The 15,879-nt window shown below is 32.8% G+C and carries 11 protein-coding genes and 1 pseudogene; 5 read left to right on the top strand and 7 right to left on the bottom strand.

Annotation, left to right across the window (positions count from 1 at the left end; genetic code table 11):
* The first annotated feature begins 76 nt into the window (after positions 1-76).
* The 3 genes from HHX25_RS07615 (at position 77) to HHX25_RS07605 (ending at position 4,939) form a co-directional block, all read left to right on the top strand.
* Positions 77-985, top strand: coding sequence for a 3-keto-disaccharide hydrolase (locus HHX25_RS07615; protein ID WP_169671822.1), 909 nt, complete (start codon positions 77-79; stop codon positions 983-985).
* A 22-nt stretch (positions 986-1,007) separates the two neighbouring features.
* Positions 1,008-2,237 carry an Ig-like domain-containing protein gene (locus HHX25_RS07610; RefSeq protein ID WP_169671819.1) on the top strand — a complete coding sequence of 410 codons (1,230 nt, stop codon included), beginning with the start codon at positions 1,008-1,010 and terminating at the stop codon, positions 2,235-2,237.
* Between the two features lie 1,115 nt (positions 2,238-3,352).
* Positions 3,353-4,939, top strand: coding sequence for a hypothetical protein (locus tag HHX25_RS07605; RefSeq protein ID WP_169671818.1), 1,587 nt, complete (start codon positions 3,353-3,355; stop codon positions 4,937-4,939).
* Positions 4,940-5,098: 159 nt separating this feature from the next.
* Here the strand turns inward: HHX25_RS07605 and HHX25_RS07600 are convergent, their stop codons facing one another.
* Together HHX25_RS07600 and mfd are read right to left on the bottom strand one after the other, a co-directional pair.
* Entirely contained in the window at positions 5,099-6,433 is a 1,335-nt protein-coding gene (locus tag HHX25_RS07600; protein ID WP_169671816.1) for a TlpA family protein disulfide reductase, read from the bottom strand.
* Between the two features lie 64 nt (positions 6,434-6,497).
* Entirely contained in the window at positions 6,498-9,890 is a 3,393-nt protein-coding gene (gene mfd, locus HHX25_RS07595; RefSeq protein ID WP_205958017.1) for a transcription-repair coupling factor, read from the bottom strand.
* Between the two features lie 302 nt (positions 9,891-10,192).
* Between mfd and HHX25_RS07590 the strand changes: the two genes are divergently transcribed.
* Positions 10,193-10,624: a tellurite resistance TerB family protein gene (locus HHX25_RS07590; protein WP_169671812.1), complete on the top strand. Its 432-nt coding sequence runs from the start codon at positions 10,193-10,195 to the stop codon at positions 10,622-10,624.
* A 136-nt stretch (positions 10,625-10,760) separates the two neighbouring features.
* On the opposite strand, the gene HHX25_RS07585 is transcribed toward HHX25_RS07590, so the two are convergent.
* The 5 genes from HHX25_RS07585 to HHX25_RS07565 all read right to left on the bottom strand — a co-directional run bounded on the left by HHX25_RS07585 (position 10,761) and on the right by HHX25_RS07565 (position 14,143).
* Positions 10,761-11,099 (bottom strand): hypothetical protein, encoded by a 339-nt coding sequence (locus HHX25_RS07585; protein ID WP_169671810.1) that lies wholly within the window; start codon positions 11,097-11,099, stop codon positions 10,761-10,763.
* Between the two features lie 344 nt (positions 11,100-11,443).
* The gene (locus HHX25_RS07580) at positions 11,444-11,803 is read right to left on the bottom strand and encodes a hypothetical protein (RefSeq protein ID WP_169671808.1); all 360 of its coding nucleotides are present in this window, start codon (positions 11,801-11,803) and stop codon (positions 11,444-11,446) included.
* Between the two features lie 311 nt (positions 11,804-12,114).
* Positions 12,115-12,558, bottom strand: coding sequence for a methyltransferase family protein (locus tag HHX25_RS07575; protein ID WP_169671806.1), 444 nt, complete (start codon positions 12,556-12,558; stop codon positions 12,115-12,117).
* A 55-nt stretch (positions 12,559-12,613) separates the two neighbouring features.
* The gene (locus tag HHX25_RS07570) at positions 12,614-13,165 is read right to left on the bottom strand and encodes a Crp/Fnr family transcriptional regulator (protein ID WP_169671804.1); all 552 of its coding nucleotides are present in this window, start codon (positions 13,163-13,165) and stop codon (positions 12,614-12,616) included.
* Positions 13,166-13,348: 183 nt separating this feature from the next.
* Positions 13,349-14,143 (bottom strand): hypothetical protein, encoded by a 795-nt coding sequence (locus HHX25_RS07565; protein ID WP_169671801.1) that lies wholly within the window; start codon positions 14,141-14,143, stop codon positions 13,349-13,351.
* Between the two features lie 125 nt (positions 14,144-14,268).
* On the opposite strand from HHX25_RS07565, the pseudogene HHX25_RS21570 reads away from it, so the two are divergent.
* Positions 14,269-15,830, top strand: a pseudogene (locus tag HHX25_RS21570) (IS1182 family transposase).
* The last annotated feature ends 49 nt before the right edge of the window (positions 15,831-15,879 follow it).

Genomic DNA, 15,879 nt, shown 5'->3' with positions numbered 1-15,879 from the left:
AATGCCTCAGGCACTAGACAAATTTCTGCTTGAAATATTAATTATGGAGTAATGACATATAATCAAAACAAATAGTATGAAATTTCACAATCCCCTTTTTCCTATCCTTCTTTTGCTTATAATTTCTTGTTCTCAAATAAAGAATAATGAGACACCAAATGCAAATCAAACATACCAATGGGAAGAATTAATAGATGCGGATTTGACCAATTGGGACAATTACCTAAGTTACAAGCATCAGCCTGGCTATAATGGTTCGGTGCCAAAAAATGAGCAGGGAGAAGAAATTGCCCCCATAGGTTTAAACAACCCTTCATACCATGTTTTTACCACCTTTCAAGAAGGTGATGATATTTTAATTAGGAATACGGGTGAATATTATGGTTGTTTAATTACCAAAAAAGAATATGAAAATTACCATTTTCAGTTAAAATATAAGTGGGGCGACAAAAAATGGGCTTACAGAAAAAATTTACTCAAAGATTCAGGAATTCTATACCACTCCATAGGTCCTATGGCAGTTGAGTATTGGAGATCGTGGATGCTTTCTCAAGAATTTCAGATTATGGAAGGGCATACGGGCGATTTTTGGAGCCAGGCAAATTCGGCAATAGATATTCGTGCCTATAAACCAGAATCTGTTTTAGACCCTATGGCGCACGAATCTCAAGATTTCATTACTCTAAGTATGAACAGCCCATACAGAAATTACTGCCTACGAAGCGGTAATTATGAAAAGCCAGATGATGAATGGAACACACTTGACCTATATTGTTTTGAGGATAAAAGTCTGCATGTAGTAAATGGTGAAGTGGTTATGATCTTAAAGAACTCTAGGTATATAGACGAGAACGGAAAAGACATACCGCTTACTAAAGGAAAAATCCAACTACAGAGCGAAGCGGCAGAAATATTCTTTAAGGATATTAGAATACGAAAAATAGATTCACTAAGACAAAAGCAAAAAGAGCTTTTTATAAATTAATAAAATTAAAACATAATATATTATGAAAATTTACTCATTTCTTATCTGTAGTATTACGATCCTATTCGTTTCATGTTCATCTAGTTCAGAAGATACTGGTGGGCCAATTGCTAATGATGATTTTTTAGTTATAGATGAAAATAGCAGTTCTGGGGAAGCCAACAGGGTGGATGTATCGGCTAATGACAATATAGGTAATAAAGGCGGAGATACAAACAACTACAGTTTAGTAAATGGTCCATCTAATGGAAACGCTACAGAGGTAAGTGATGGTGTATTCGAATATATACCAAATACGGGATTCTTTGGAGATGATAGCTTTACTTATAAAATTGCAGATAAAGATGGCAATGAAGATACAGCTTCAGTTTTTCTAACAATAAACGAGGTTCCAGGACCTACTGCAGAGGATTTTGCTAATATGGATCCTAATTTTCCTTCTTTTACTTCTATTGATGATACAACACCTCTAGACAAGCAATGGGTAAAAGTAGATGCGCTGTCAGATGAATTTGATGGTCCATTTGATACTACAAAGTGGTATAATTCATTTTGGAATTATGGAAATACACCAGTTTTTATGAGAGAAGAAAACTCTTTTACGGAAGATGGTAAACTTTGTATTAAAGCCACACTAAGAAGTGAGCCAAATTGGTTTCAAACCGCAAGGGTACATTCAATTGCAAAAATTAGCTATCCAATGTATACTGAGTGCAGTATGAAAACAGCACACATCTCTGCTTTTAATACGTTTTGGATGAATAATGGAGATATTGACAATAGAGATGAGATAGATATCGTTGAAAATAATTCTAAACCAACACAGGAATGTATAGACACGTCAATGAATACACCTAATTTTCCATGGACAACTCACTTGTTTCCGACACAAATGAATTCTCAATATTTTATCGCAAAAAATAGTGTTACAGAAAGGCATGAAGATAATTATGATACTAGATGGTTATTGCCAGAGAATCCGAAGAAAGATAAAACATGGGAAGAAGATTATCACATTGTTGGTTGTTGGTGGATAGATGAGCGCACGGTTCAATTCTACTTGGATGGAGAACCTGCAGGAAAAGTTACTACAAATCAAGACTTTACAAGAGAGTTAGAACTTATTTGGGATTTATGGACTGCTGATGAATGTTTTTTAGGAGGATTGGCTGATAAAGATGACTTAAATGATGACTCGATAAATACTATGCGTGTAGATTGGGTTCGCACATGGAAATTGGAATCAAAATAATTTCTTAGAAAGAAGAAACCTCAATAGGCTGGATAAATAACGATTTAATAAGCATTAATTAGCCCTTAAATTGGAACGAGATAGGGTGCTCATGGCTTCTCGGAAAAGAACAGACAATAAAAACAATTCCCTTTTTGATTAAGGGCCATAATTAGTCGAAATTAGACAGGTTTTGGATTTCAAAACGTTGTCAGGAATTCAAAGTTATGGAAAAGTGTTGGCATACAGATTTACATAAAGGCAACGGTATTGTGTCATGGAGGTTTGAGGGTAGCCGAAACAATAAGATTAAACCAAATTATTTAGACTTATTAAAGAAACAGTTAGTTATTTAAGTTTAGTTTCAGTTGGGGCATGGGTTGGTAACCATGCCTCTTCTTATTTAATGTAATAGTTGTTTAATAGGTTGTCTCCCATAGGGAATCTCCTAATTTTTAAATGTAGTATATGGAGGTTTTACCACTTAAGTGGTACACGCAGTGATTTTTTCATGTATTTCATAATTTTTACCGCAAGTAAATTATTTGTTGTAGTAGTCTCTTTTTTTGATTATGGTTAAACCTCCCTATAATGGTTGTAGGCTAGAAGAAATTCAATAGATCACTTGTTGCCAAGGTCTTTTAGGCCATTATGAAACTCTTTTTGGTTTTGACTAGGACGAATTCATTTACAAATTATATTCTATTGTTGTTTTTTACTATAGAGCTAGTAGTGGGTTTATTTATGTGCCTATAATCTCCTATTTAAAATGTTTAACTCCATAATGTATAATAAATGTGCTTTTACATACTGCTTTTTAAGAATCATAAATTTCTTGGCTTTAACTAGATGTGTCCGTTATTTCGCATATAAGTTTTTAATACAAAAAAATAGCCCTATATTAGTATATTGGCAGTTTTTGTGTTAATATTTTAGTAAATATGAATTTTAACATGTAAAAATTTTCTGTTTTATTAATCAATATAAACTGAACAATCATAAAAAACCCCCTAATTTTAATAGTCTGTAACTAATCAAGTGTTATATTTAAATTGATTTGAATGCCCTATAGCCTGTTCAGTAATAAATGATATGGTGTCTAGTTAAAAAATTAATATAAGATAAGATTTTAGGAAATGCAGAAGAGTTTGAGTTTACAAAAAATACTTACAGCTATTATTTTTATGGTATGCTTATGTGTTAATGCGCAAGAGCCTTACAGTACCAATAAATACATTGATAAGGCGGATTTGTTAACTGCTAAAAATTTAGATAGTGCCATTTATTACCTAAAGAAAGGTATTGATTATTATTCTACCGAAAAGGATACAATAAATCTTATTAATAGTTTATGCCAGCTTTCGGCATTGTATGACAATGTGTTGGATTATGGGAAATCATATGATGGCTACTGGGATGCCCTAATTCTAGCCGACTTGTCTAATGATAATATTTCCAAAGCTAGAATTTACCAAGAATTGGGGTGGTTGTATAATTCTTATAGAAGGGAAGAAGAATCGTTACATTATTTCAATAGGTCTCTTAAACTTAAGAAAAAACTAGTTGAGCAAAAGAAAATAAGTAGAGATTATTTAGTTAGCAATTACTTTGCTATAGTTAATTGTTATCGAGTAAATAACGATCTAATAATGACTCGGGTTTATTTGGATAGCTGTCAGCTAGCCCTAAACAAAATAGACCCTGATAAGAAATCGTACTACTTGGAGTCTGAGAAGGCTTATTATAATGCTGTAGTAGGTAGAGATTACGATGGAGCCCTTAACAAACTAAACGAAGCTAAAGCATTTTTCCAAACGAAAAACCCTTCATATTTAACCGTAATTTATTTTTTAATAGGTAAGGTGAATGAGCTAAAAGGTAACTTTGACAAGAGTGTGAATCACTATAAAGAATCGCTTAAATTTTCGGAAATGTATAACAAGCATTTGGGTTATAAGCAATTTAATTACGAAGCATTATCTGAGTTACATTATAATGAAGGCAATTATAAAGAAGCCTTTCATTTTAAAAATAAAGCACAAGAATTGAATGAAAAAATATTTGGAAGGAGAAGTAAGAACAACAAACATTTATTTGAAATAAAAGACCGATATAGACTTCAGAAAGAAAAAGAGAAAGCACTGCTTAAAGAGGCACGAATCGAAAAGCTTGAAAACCAAAAAAGGATAGGTTTTTTACAAAATATTTTAATGGGGGTTGTTGTTGTTTTTTTACTAATGTATGGCATTCTCTTTTTTAGAAACTTAAGAAGAAAACATAAGTTGGAAAAAGAAAAGACCAATGAAGTTATGAAGCTGAAAAACAGAGAACTTACTGCATCTGCCTTGCAATTAATTGAAAAAGAAAAGTTTATAGTTAAACTAAAGGAGAGTATTTCTAAAAGTGAAACGATAGATGAGAGGGCAATTCATAACATGATTACTGGTTTTCAAAATTCTCCTGGTGGTAATTGGAAAGAATTTGAGGCTAGATTTACTTCTGTAAATCAAAGTTTTTATGATAAAATTCGAAATAAATACCCTAATTTGGGTCAAACGGATTTAAAACTTTGTGCTTTGGTTAAGCTGGGTTTTTCTAGTAAGGAGATGGCCTCTTTGTTAGGTATCACAATAGAGAGTGCACATACATCTAGGTACAGATTAAGAAAAAAGTTAAAATTGAAAAAGGGAATGAACCTTGTTGACTTTATGGCAACTATTTAATATTAGTTGTTAGAAAAAGATAAAGCTAAGTTTAAATAATGCCCGTCACAAAAACAAAACTTACACTATAAATAACAGTAATTTACGGTGCCTTAATAGTTTTTTAGACCTGATTGAATTATTTTTTAGGTACTGCAAAAAAAGAGTTTGACCTAAAAACTATTCCTTTTCGTTTTCAAAAAAAACTTTTAAAGCTTCAAAATCTTCTGGTTTAGCAATAATTTCTTTGTTTTTGTTTAAAACAAAATAAGTTGGTGTTGCGGTAACCCCATAATCATTACCTATCTCATTATCCCATTTTCCAGAACCATAAACATGTATAAATTCTGGATAATCGGTTATTAAACGCTTCCAATTGGCAGTATCTTCTTCTAAGGCAACAGCAACAACTTTTACTTGATTTTTTCCTTTAGGTTTAAGATATGCTTGTAATTGCGGTACTTCATTTAAACAATGCGAACAGGTGCTACTCCAAAATAAAATAATGTAGCGATCTGCTACTTTTAAAGTACTCATTTTCTTGGTAGATTCCTTTTTAACTTCACCCTTTTCTAAATAAAAATCGGGAGCCACATTGCCAATAGAAAGGTTTTTATATAAAATTAACCCATGTAAAAGTTCTTGGTCGTTTAGTGACACCGCAATATCCATTAAATAGTTTTCTGCAATGTAGTTGGCAACATCTTCATGGCTTAAATCGGCCATTTGCTGCCACAAACTAGCCAATAAAATTCTCTTAACTTTTATCGGCGTACTTTTCATGGCCTTACAAAACACATCTACGTTCTTCATATAACCAGCTATCTCGTCTACCGATTTAAACGACATACCAAATACATAATTTAACATACGTTCTTCTAAAAAACTAGAACTTTGAAGTATTTCATTATTAAAATCTACAAAATCAAAATAATGAGCTCTTACATTATTAACATAAGTCTCCATATTTTTAAATTCTTTGGGGATATATGGCTTATTGGCTTTTATGAAATGAAGTGCAATTGTATTTTTTGCAGCGGTTTCAAAACTCGATTGCGTTTCTGCCTGAGTTTTAAAAATAGCTTTTAATGCTAGCGTGTCCTTACTTTGTTGTCTGAAATAATTCCCAAGACTTTGAGTAACCATAGACATACTATCGGTATAAGAGGCCAATAATTTATTTTCTATAGAATTTAAGAAAGTCACTCCTGTTTCAGAATTAAAAGTAAGCTCTATATCTTCTTTACCATTAAAAATAATATCAAAGTTGTAATCTTCTTGCGGTACAGCATATACTATTCTGTACATCCCTTTCGCTGCATTAGCATCTAACTTAAACTGAAAACTGCCATCTGCTCCTACTTCAGCATTTGTAATATAATCTGAGACCGTCGGGGTTACTTTATACAATAAAGCCACATTATAATCTTTTGCAGGTGAAAATTTGCCACGAATTGTATGCTGGGCAAAAAGAATGCTCGGTAATAAAACTGATAAAAAGAATAAGCGCTTCAAAATGATACTTTATTTTTTAATTCCCACTTCTGCGAGAATGACATTTTTTAAATTAAAACAATAATTAAGCCACGATAGGCTTTAATATTTCTAGTGCTTGTTTCACCGATTTTACATCATCGAATGAAAGCATTAAACGTAACCCATTTCGGGTTTGTTTTTCCTTCATTTTACAATCGTTTGAATGTGTCTGTACATACTGTAATACTTTTGTAAAGTTGCTACTTTGGTAAAAACTGCTTTGTTGGTCGTTAATAAAATAACCTATAAACTTTCCTTGTTTCATAATGACTTTTTCGAAACCTATTTTAGTAGCTAGCCATTTAATTTGGACACTATTTAATAAATCGGTCACCTGCTCTGGTAATTCTCCAAAACGGTCTAATAACTCTGTTTCAAAAACATTTAATTCTTCTTCTGTTTTTAAATTATTAAGCTGTGTGTACAAGTTTAGTCGTTCTGTAATATTATTAACGTAATTATCTGGAAAAAGTAATTCAAAATCGGTATCAATCGTAACTTCTTTTACATAAACTTTGTCTTCTTCGGGCTCGTTATACAGATCTTTAAACTCATTTTCTTTCAGTTCTTCAATTGCTTCATTGAGTATTTTTTGATAGGTATCGAAACCTATCTCATTTATAAAACCACTTTGTTCACCTCCTAATAAATCGCCTGCCCCACGAATTTCTAAGTCTTTCATCGCAATGTTGAAACCGCTGCCCAGTTCGGTAAACTGTTCCAAGGCCGAAATACGCTTTCGTGCATCGTCTGTCATAGCCGAGTATTCTGGCGTGATAAAATAACAGAACGCTTTTTTATTGCTTCTCCCCACTCGACCCCGCATCTGGTGTAAATCACTTAGCCCAAAATTATTGGCATTATTGATAAAAATAGTATTGGCATTAGGTACATCGAGCCCACTTTCAACAATAGTGGTACTTACCAAAACATCGAAAGCGCCATCCATAAAAGCTAGCATAAGTTGTTCCAGTTTTTTACCATCCATTTGTCCGTGCCCGATACCAATTTTAGCATCTGGTACCAAACGTTGAATCATGCCTGCCACTTCCTTAATATTTTCTATACGGTTATGAATGAAAAATATTTGTCCGCCACGTTCAATTTCATAGCTCACGGCATCACGAATGGTATCTTCACTAAAACGAATCACATGACTTTCTATAGGATAACGATTGGGTGGAGGTGTTGTTATAACCGATAAATCGCGTGCCGCCATTAAACTAAACTGAAGGGTTCTTGGTATAGGGGTTGCCGTTAATGTTAATACATCAACATTATCTTTTAACGTTTTTAATTTTTCTTTTACTGCAACACCAAACTTTTGCTCTTCATCGACAATTAGTAAGCCTAAATCCTTGAACTTTACATTTTTATTTACAAGTTGGTGCGTGCCAATAATAATATCGACTTCACCTTTTTCCAGACCTTCTATGGTTAGGCGTTTTTCTTTGACTGTTCTAAATCGGTTTACATAATCGACCGTAACAGGAAAATCTTTTAAGCGCTCTTTAAACGTTCGGGAATGTTGATAGGCCAAAATGGTGGTAGGGACTAAAACGGCTACTTGTTTTCCATTATCGACCGCTTTAAACGCCGCACGAATAGCAACTTCGGTTTTCCCAAAACCCACATCACCACAAACCAGTCTGTCCATGGGGCGCTCACTTTCCATATCAGCTTTAATATCTGCAGTTGCCGTACTTTGATCTGGAGTATCTTCATAAATAAAAGAAGCTTCCAGCTCATGCTGCATATAACTATCTGGATTGTACTGGTAACCTTTCTTCGTCTTACGCTTTGCGTAAAGCTTTATTAAATTAAATGCGACATGTTTTACTCGCGCTTTGGTCTTTTGTTTTAAAGTCTTCCATGCGGTACTGCCGAGTTTGTAAATTTTAGGCGGTTTTCCATCTTTGCCATTAAACTTGGTTATTTTGTGTAAGGAGTGGATACTCAAATACAAAACATCTCGCTCACCGTAGACCAGTTTTATAGCTTCTTGTTTTTTGCCTTCTACATCTATTTTCTGTAACCCACCAAAACGACCAATTCCATGATCGATATGTGTGACATAATCACCAATATCTAAATTAGTAAGCTCTTTTAGTGTAATGGCCTGCTTTTTGGCATAACCATTTTTAAGATGAAATTTATGGTAGCGTTCAAAAATTTGATGGTCGGTATAACATGCAATTTTGTTGTCATGGTCGATAAACCCTTGATATAGGGACAGTACAATTGTTTGATAAGAAACGGTTTCTTCTATACTTCGGCTACGCTCAGCACTAACATCATCAAAAATATCATGAAAACGTTTTGCTTGCTGCTCGCTTACACAGGCAATGTAATTAGTAAAACCTTTGTTATGGTTGGTATTTAAATCCTCTATTAAAAGATTGAATTGTTTATTAAAAGATGGCTGTGGAGTAGTGTTATACTGAATAGTTTGAGATTCTTCACTATGTTCGGAATGACAAAAGACTGGTTGTGTACCAAACTCAATAATTGAAAAATCCAATAATTGTTTTTTCAACAAGGTTGAATTACAAAACAGCTCACTGGGTTCGGCATGTTTAATGTCTGTAGAAAGGGTCTTAAAAGCCTCTTCCGCCTTGCTATAAAAATCGTCAATTCTTGAAAAGAACAAGTCTGCATTTTTTAAGCAAATCACTGTTTTTTGGGCAATATATTTTAAAAAGCTTTGTCTTTTTTCTTCTAAAAATTTATTGGCAACGTTCGGGATGATATTAATTTTCTTGATCTGTTCTACCGAAAGTTGCGTTTCTACATCGAAGGTTCTTATACTATCTACTTCATCACCAAAAAACTCAATTCTATAGGGTTCATCGTGTGAAAATGAAAACACATCTACAATACCGCCTCGCACTGAAAATTCTCCAGGTTCGGTCACAAAATCAACGCGTTTAAACTGGTACTCAAATAAGACTTCGTTTACAAAATCTATAGATACATTTTCTCCAACAGATACTTTTAATGTATTACGCTCCAGTTCTTTTCTGGTGACTACCTTTTCAAAAAGCGCATCAGGATATGTCACTATAATGGCTGGTTTTTTTCGTGAGTTAATACGGTTTAATACCTCAGCACGCAATAGTACATTTGCATTATCGGTTTCTTCTATTTGGTATGGCCTGCGGTAACTTCCTGGATAGAACAGCACATCTTTATCACCACAAAGCTGCTCCAAATCGTTTAAATAAAATGCCGCTTCTTCTTTATCGTTAAAAACAATTAAAAACGGTTTTTCTGCCTGTTTGAAAATACTGGAAATAACGAATGAAAAAACAGATCCTACAAGTCCCTTTAAATGCATCTTTGGCTTGGCTTGAACAGCATCTTGAGGTTGAGATTGGGACATAGTCGTTTGCAAATTTTGCATTTGCAAAGTTTGTGTGTAGGTTTGTTCAAGCATGATTTTACTCACCTCATTTCGTGTTTTAAGACTACAAATATAGGATTTACAGTTTTTTTAGAAGTTAAATATAAATGAAATTTGATAGTTTTTAAAAATCACGATTAGGTATTGGGTTTACAGATAGGCAAGGGTTAAGTCAGTCTCGTTTTTTCAATATAAAAAAGGACTTCTTCTATTTATATTTTCTCTGCATATTTTTTATTTGTTAATATTTAACAAAACAGGGACTACTTTATCTTATTTTCATTTCATTTTATATAAAAAATATGTAGGTTTGCACGACTTTAAAACAAAAGATTATGTCGTTTTCAAATTTATTTGATAGTGGATTTAAAAAGCGTAATGAGAGCCATTTCGCGGCCATAGTGCGTATTGCTATGGATGATGGTATCATTACCGATGAGGAACAAGCCTTTTTAGATAGGTTAGCACAGAGATTAGAGATCTCTGAAGGTAATTATAAAACTATTTTAAAAAATTATCAATCGCACCCAATTAACCCTCCGGTATCTTACGATACACGTTTGGAACGCTTGTACGATTTAGTAAGAATGGTACACGTAGATACCATTAAAGGGGATCCTGAATTTACTTTATTGAAAAAAATTGGTGTAGGGCTTGGGTTCCATTCTGAAAATGTAAAATATATTGTTGATAAGGCATTGGTTTTGGTAAGCAATGATGTAGATTTAGATACTTTTATTCATGAAATTAAACATATGAATGAATAGATAAACTATTCTAATTTAATCATCTTTATATAATATTAATATTGTAAGCGTTCAGTTTTGAGCGCTTTTTTTATTGTTTTATGGGGTTTGTGAAACGGCTACCAGTGTTAGCAAACGTTATTTTATATTTCCTAATCTAGCCACCTTGTCCATTTTCGAGGTTTATGGATAAATAATACTCAATTATTAGATATATAATTAAGAGGCTTATATATAAAATAAAAATCTGTTTAGATTTTTTCTTTAAAAAAGCAGATAAAATAAATCCTAATAAAAATATAGTATTTAAACTTAAAAAATAAGGATATAGTTTTTCCTTGCAAAACCTATCATATTCTGTAAAATGGCTATCAGGAAATCCTATCATAGATTGTTTAGAATAGTACAGTAACCCTATTGTCACAGTGATAATGATCCCTAATAGTGCATATTTCTTTTCAAATGTTAACTGTCTTTTCTTTCCTATAGTACTCATTAGTTTAATCTAAAAATTTCATTAAAGAGTGTAACAGAAAAATGTAAAGAGGAATTGAAATCAAAGCTGTTACTAACCTTTTCTCTTTTAAATACTAAAGGAACAATTAAAGAACTTGAAAATAACCACACAAATATGCAAGTAATTAATATTCCTAAAAGGCTTATTCCAATACCTATTTTCAAGTCTATGTCTTTTGCGTATTTCATTCTAATGTTTGCTAACGTCTTAAATAAAAAGTCATTTTAATGCCTTTATTTTGTGTTATGAGGTTTCCTCTTTATCTCCCAATTAGTTTTATCTTTTCTATACAGATTTTTTTTGAATTTTATTACACGTTCTAACTAAAACCCAATACGCATATTTGCAATAACAAGTACCATAAAAAGACCAAAATATATGATCATAAAACCAATTAAAAACACCAGAAATGATGGCAGATGTTTCATCTCGAAACCACTAAATAAAAAAACTAAAAGGCTAAGAATTCCCAAAAAAAACAGTTGGTATGGTTGATCAAATATAATGCTTTCCGCTAAAGAGAAGCCCATATAAAAAGAAACCCAAAGTAATAATATAGGAACAGCAAGACAGATACTAGCTTTAATAATTGACCATCCTATTTGTTGCTTAGAAAGAATAACAACTACAAAAATAATTAGAGCCCCTAATATAATACAAGTATAACCAATTAGTTTTTCCATTATTCTTCTTTGTAGTTTCGATTGTCTTTCTATGCATGGTATTCATACGAAGTCAGATTAGAACTCCCAGATTTCAAAAATAGATATTATCTTTTCTTCCCATCACCCCTGTTTTCAGTGAAATTTTAGTCATTCCTCATAACAATTAAATAAGGGCAATAAATTGCGTTTATTTCTTATTATGCGAAAACCAAATATAAGAAAGATCAACTCTTAAAAATCGATAACTTCGAAGAGCTTGAAAGCTTAAAACTTTGCAGAACTGCCACCAGTTAAAAACTGACGGTAGCGGAGGCGGTAGTATTTACTTTTTAAATCCACCTTCTTACTTTGGATTTATACAATTTATATTCGTACCCAAATTCTTTTTCCATACTCCTTTCCTCGTAAGGAATATACCAAAAATTAGAAATCAGGAAAAAAATCAAGATTCCAATTAGTCCGATTAAATTGCCTGTTAAAACCCAAACACCAATTAAAGAAATTGTAAATCCGAGATATATTGGGTTTCGGCTAAACTTAAACAATCCTTTTTTGACTAATTGTCTTGGTTTTTTAAAAGTATGAATTTCAGTATTTACCTTATCAAACAATTTTTTTATTTGGCTCATAATTGCTAAACCCGCAATTATTAAAATTATTCCCACATAAGAAAACGGAGGTTTTAAAATTGTTTGTTCAGGTAATAAAAAATTTAATCCAACTATTAGTAGGACGCACAGGATGAATAAAACAGGTGGAATTACTTTTTTCATGTTATCTCTATTTTGATTAAAAAAGCAAAGTTCCTGACCTGTCATCTGAAAATCATTAACATAGGTTTATATGCTTCATTTTTCTCCTTATTCTACTTAATGCAATTGGTGTAATTCCTAAATAAGAAGCAATCATATGTTGTCTAACTCTATTTTCGAGATTTGGATATTCTTCCAAAAATGCTTTATATCTATTTTCACTATCCAGTAATAAAAATTCTCTTTCCCTTTTTTCTTTAATACCATATCCTTTTTCAAGAAACGCAATTAGCAGTTTATCCCATTTAGAATCTATTCTTCTAAGCTTATTCCATTGATGAAGACTTATTTGTATTATTTCAGATTTTTCAATTGCTTCAATTGTATAGTAAGACTTTTCTCTAGAAATCATTGAGGTATATGATGAAATAATATCTCCCTCTTTCATAAATACTTTGGTAAACTCTTTTCCTTCATTTGTCAAATAGTAGTATCTAAAAAGTCCTTTTTTGATGAAACCGATTTTATTAGGTATTTCCCCTTCTCTCACAAATACTTGTTTTTGGTCATAGACTTTCCTTTTTCCTTGACCTTCCAATTCTTCTATTAATTTGAGGATGTTTTTCATTTTTTCTTAATGTTCGCTAAGATACATAGTTTACACAAGTTAAAGATTATGTGTTTATCTTCAATATTGAACACCAAATTTTATATTTGGCGACATTGCGGATTAGCCTAAACCTTTCGAACAAACTTAAACCACCCTATGTTTTTTATACAGTGTTGTGTTTTCGTTTTTTATTTCCACAATCTATTTGAGAAATATTACGCCTGTCACTTTACTTATATCAAATCCTAAACTAATTTTGTCGCCTTTATCGTTAACCATTGTATTATAGGAATTATAATAGTCAAAATCAGCTCCTATTTCTAATTCTAATGCATTATTATCAATGTCATTAGTGTTATCAAAAATTAAAATATTTCCAAAATCGTATAATAAACGAACTTTCTTATCATTAAAATACTTTTTACTAAGAGCATTGTGTAACCCTTTCTGTTTAATGTTTTTAAGAGATATTTTTTTTGTTTTTTCGAAATTAAGAATTGATAGTATTTTATCAATCTTAAAGGGAGCTACATTAATTAAGTGAAAATCATATTCATTTTTAAGAATGTCTTTTTTTATTTCATTTAATTGTTTTTGATTCGTTTTGGATTTGAATACCTCATCCCAATAGTTTTTTTGCTCATAATAGGATGGATCAGGTGTTGCCTCAATAACTTTTGTTTTAAATTCAATTATTGTACCATTCGAAATGATACAAAATCCATACTCTATTTTCATTTCACTATATGCTCCCATTTCATTTTTAGTGAAACGTGTTTTACAAAGTATCTCTCCTTTTTCATTAATGGAGATTGGTTGAATTATCGATTCGATTATAGATGGGCCTGTTGTATATTTTATTGAGCTAAATGATACTAAAGTTATTAATAGGAAATAAAACAATACTTTTTTTAAATTCATTGTTCCTCGGTATTTATGATGAAATACTACGGTTTCGTATATGAGCCGTAGCAGATTAAATGCACTTGTTCTCATGGAAACAATATACTTAATTTAAAACAAAAACGATTCGAATTTTCACACAAACAGCTATTGCTTTTATACCTTGTGCCTGTTGCACAAGCACTTGATAAATATACAGAAATTTCGTATTTTGTTATATGCAAGGCAAGAAAGATTATCAAGAAAAATTGTTTGCTCAGTTTCAACTGAGTGAACGTATTCCCAAAGAGAATTTTTACCGTAGACTAAAGGAAGTTTTGGATTTGGATTTCCTTTATGAGCTAACCAGGAGTTATTATGGTTCAAGCGGACAAAAGAGCATAGATCCCGTTGTATTCTTTAAACTGTGTTTGGTTGGTTATTTAGAGAATATCATTAGCGATAGGCGATTGATACAGCATTGTAGTATGCGCTTGGATATTCTATATTTTCTGGGCTATGATATCGATGAAGAATTACCATGGCATTCAACCATCAGCCGTACCCGCCAGTTATATCCAGAGTCTGTATTTGAACAGGTATTTACCAGGGTATTGTGTATGTGTGTAGATAAAGGGATGGTATCAGGACATACCCAGGCCATGGATTCGGCACCCGTCAAGGCGAATGCCTCGATGGACAGTTTGGAGCTTAAAGTCCCCAAAGCAGATTTAGGTGCTCATTTGGAAAAGATCCGCCATATCAGTTCGATGGATAAAAAAAAAGCCCGTTAAGGAAATCTAAGGTCAATAAAGCTACAGTTTCTCAGCAAGAAATTACAGCAACAACTAAAGAATTACAAGCCATTAAGAGCCGCAATAAACGTTGGCAACTGGACCAGGACCAGCGCCCGGGAGCTGGCAACAAGGGCAGTAAATACACTTCCAACAAGACTCATTACGGTCCTACCGACCCCGATGCCAGGATCAGTGTCAAACCTGGTAAGGCGAGAAAACTAAATTACCTGAGCCAGCTTAGTGTGGATACAGCTCACCATGTAATCACGGATATTCAGGCCTATCATGCCGAGGGAAAGGACAATCAATATTTAGAAGATATTAGTAACCGATTAAAAAAACGATTGCATGGCCAAGGGCTGATATGGCGAAATTGTTTAGCAGATACAGGTTATAGCAGTGGCGAGAACTATGCTTTTTTAGAGTCAGAGGGTTTACGAAGTTTTATACCTCCCCATGGGACTTACAAGGGTGGTCCAGATGGATTTACATATGATAAGTCACAAGATTATTACACCTGTCCACAAGGCAAAATCATTCCCTTTAAAAAAGAGTTTATAGAGAAAAAGAACAATACTAGGAAAAAGGAATATAGGGCATCAAAGCGGGTTTGTATAGGTTGTCCCATTCGCTCCGAATGTTTAGGTAAATCGGCACAGGAAAAGAAATTTACAGTGACGTTTTATCGAGCGGAGTATGAGCGTAACAATGTTCGTGTAAACAGCTCGGAGGGGCGTTATATGAAAAGTAAACGTCAAAGTACGGTAGAACCGGTATTTGGTACCCTTACCCAATTTATGGGGCTTAGAAAGATAAATACCATTGGTATTGCACAGGCCAATAAGGTGATGCATCTATCGGCTATGGCATATAACCTTAAAAAATATTTGAAATTTATTGGTAAAACCGTGAAAAGTGATGCCCAAGGGATGCATCATTTTGTTTTAGAGTTAAAAGCCTCAATATCACTTCAGATAAGACCTTTAACAGCTTTGAATATTTAGTGGAAAAAAATGCCTTTAAAAACAAAAGCCCTTTAGAAAGGAGCTTTTG

This window comes from Flavivirga algicola (genome assembly GCF_012910715.1).
Classification (GTDB): domain Bacteria; phylum Bacteroidota; class Bacteroidia; order Flavobacteriales; family Flavobacteriaceae; genus Flavivirga; species Flavivirga algicola.
The sequence above is the reverse complement of the archived record's forward strand: the minus strand, read 5'-3'. Positions and strand labels throughout refer to the sequence as shown.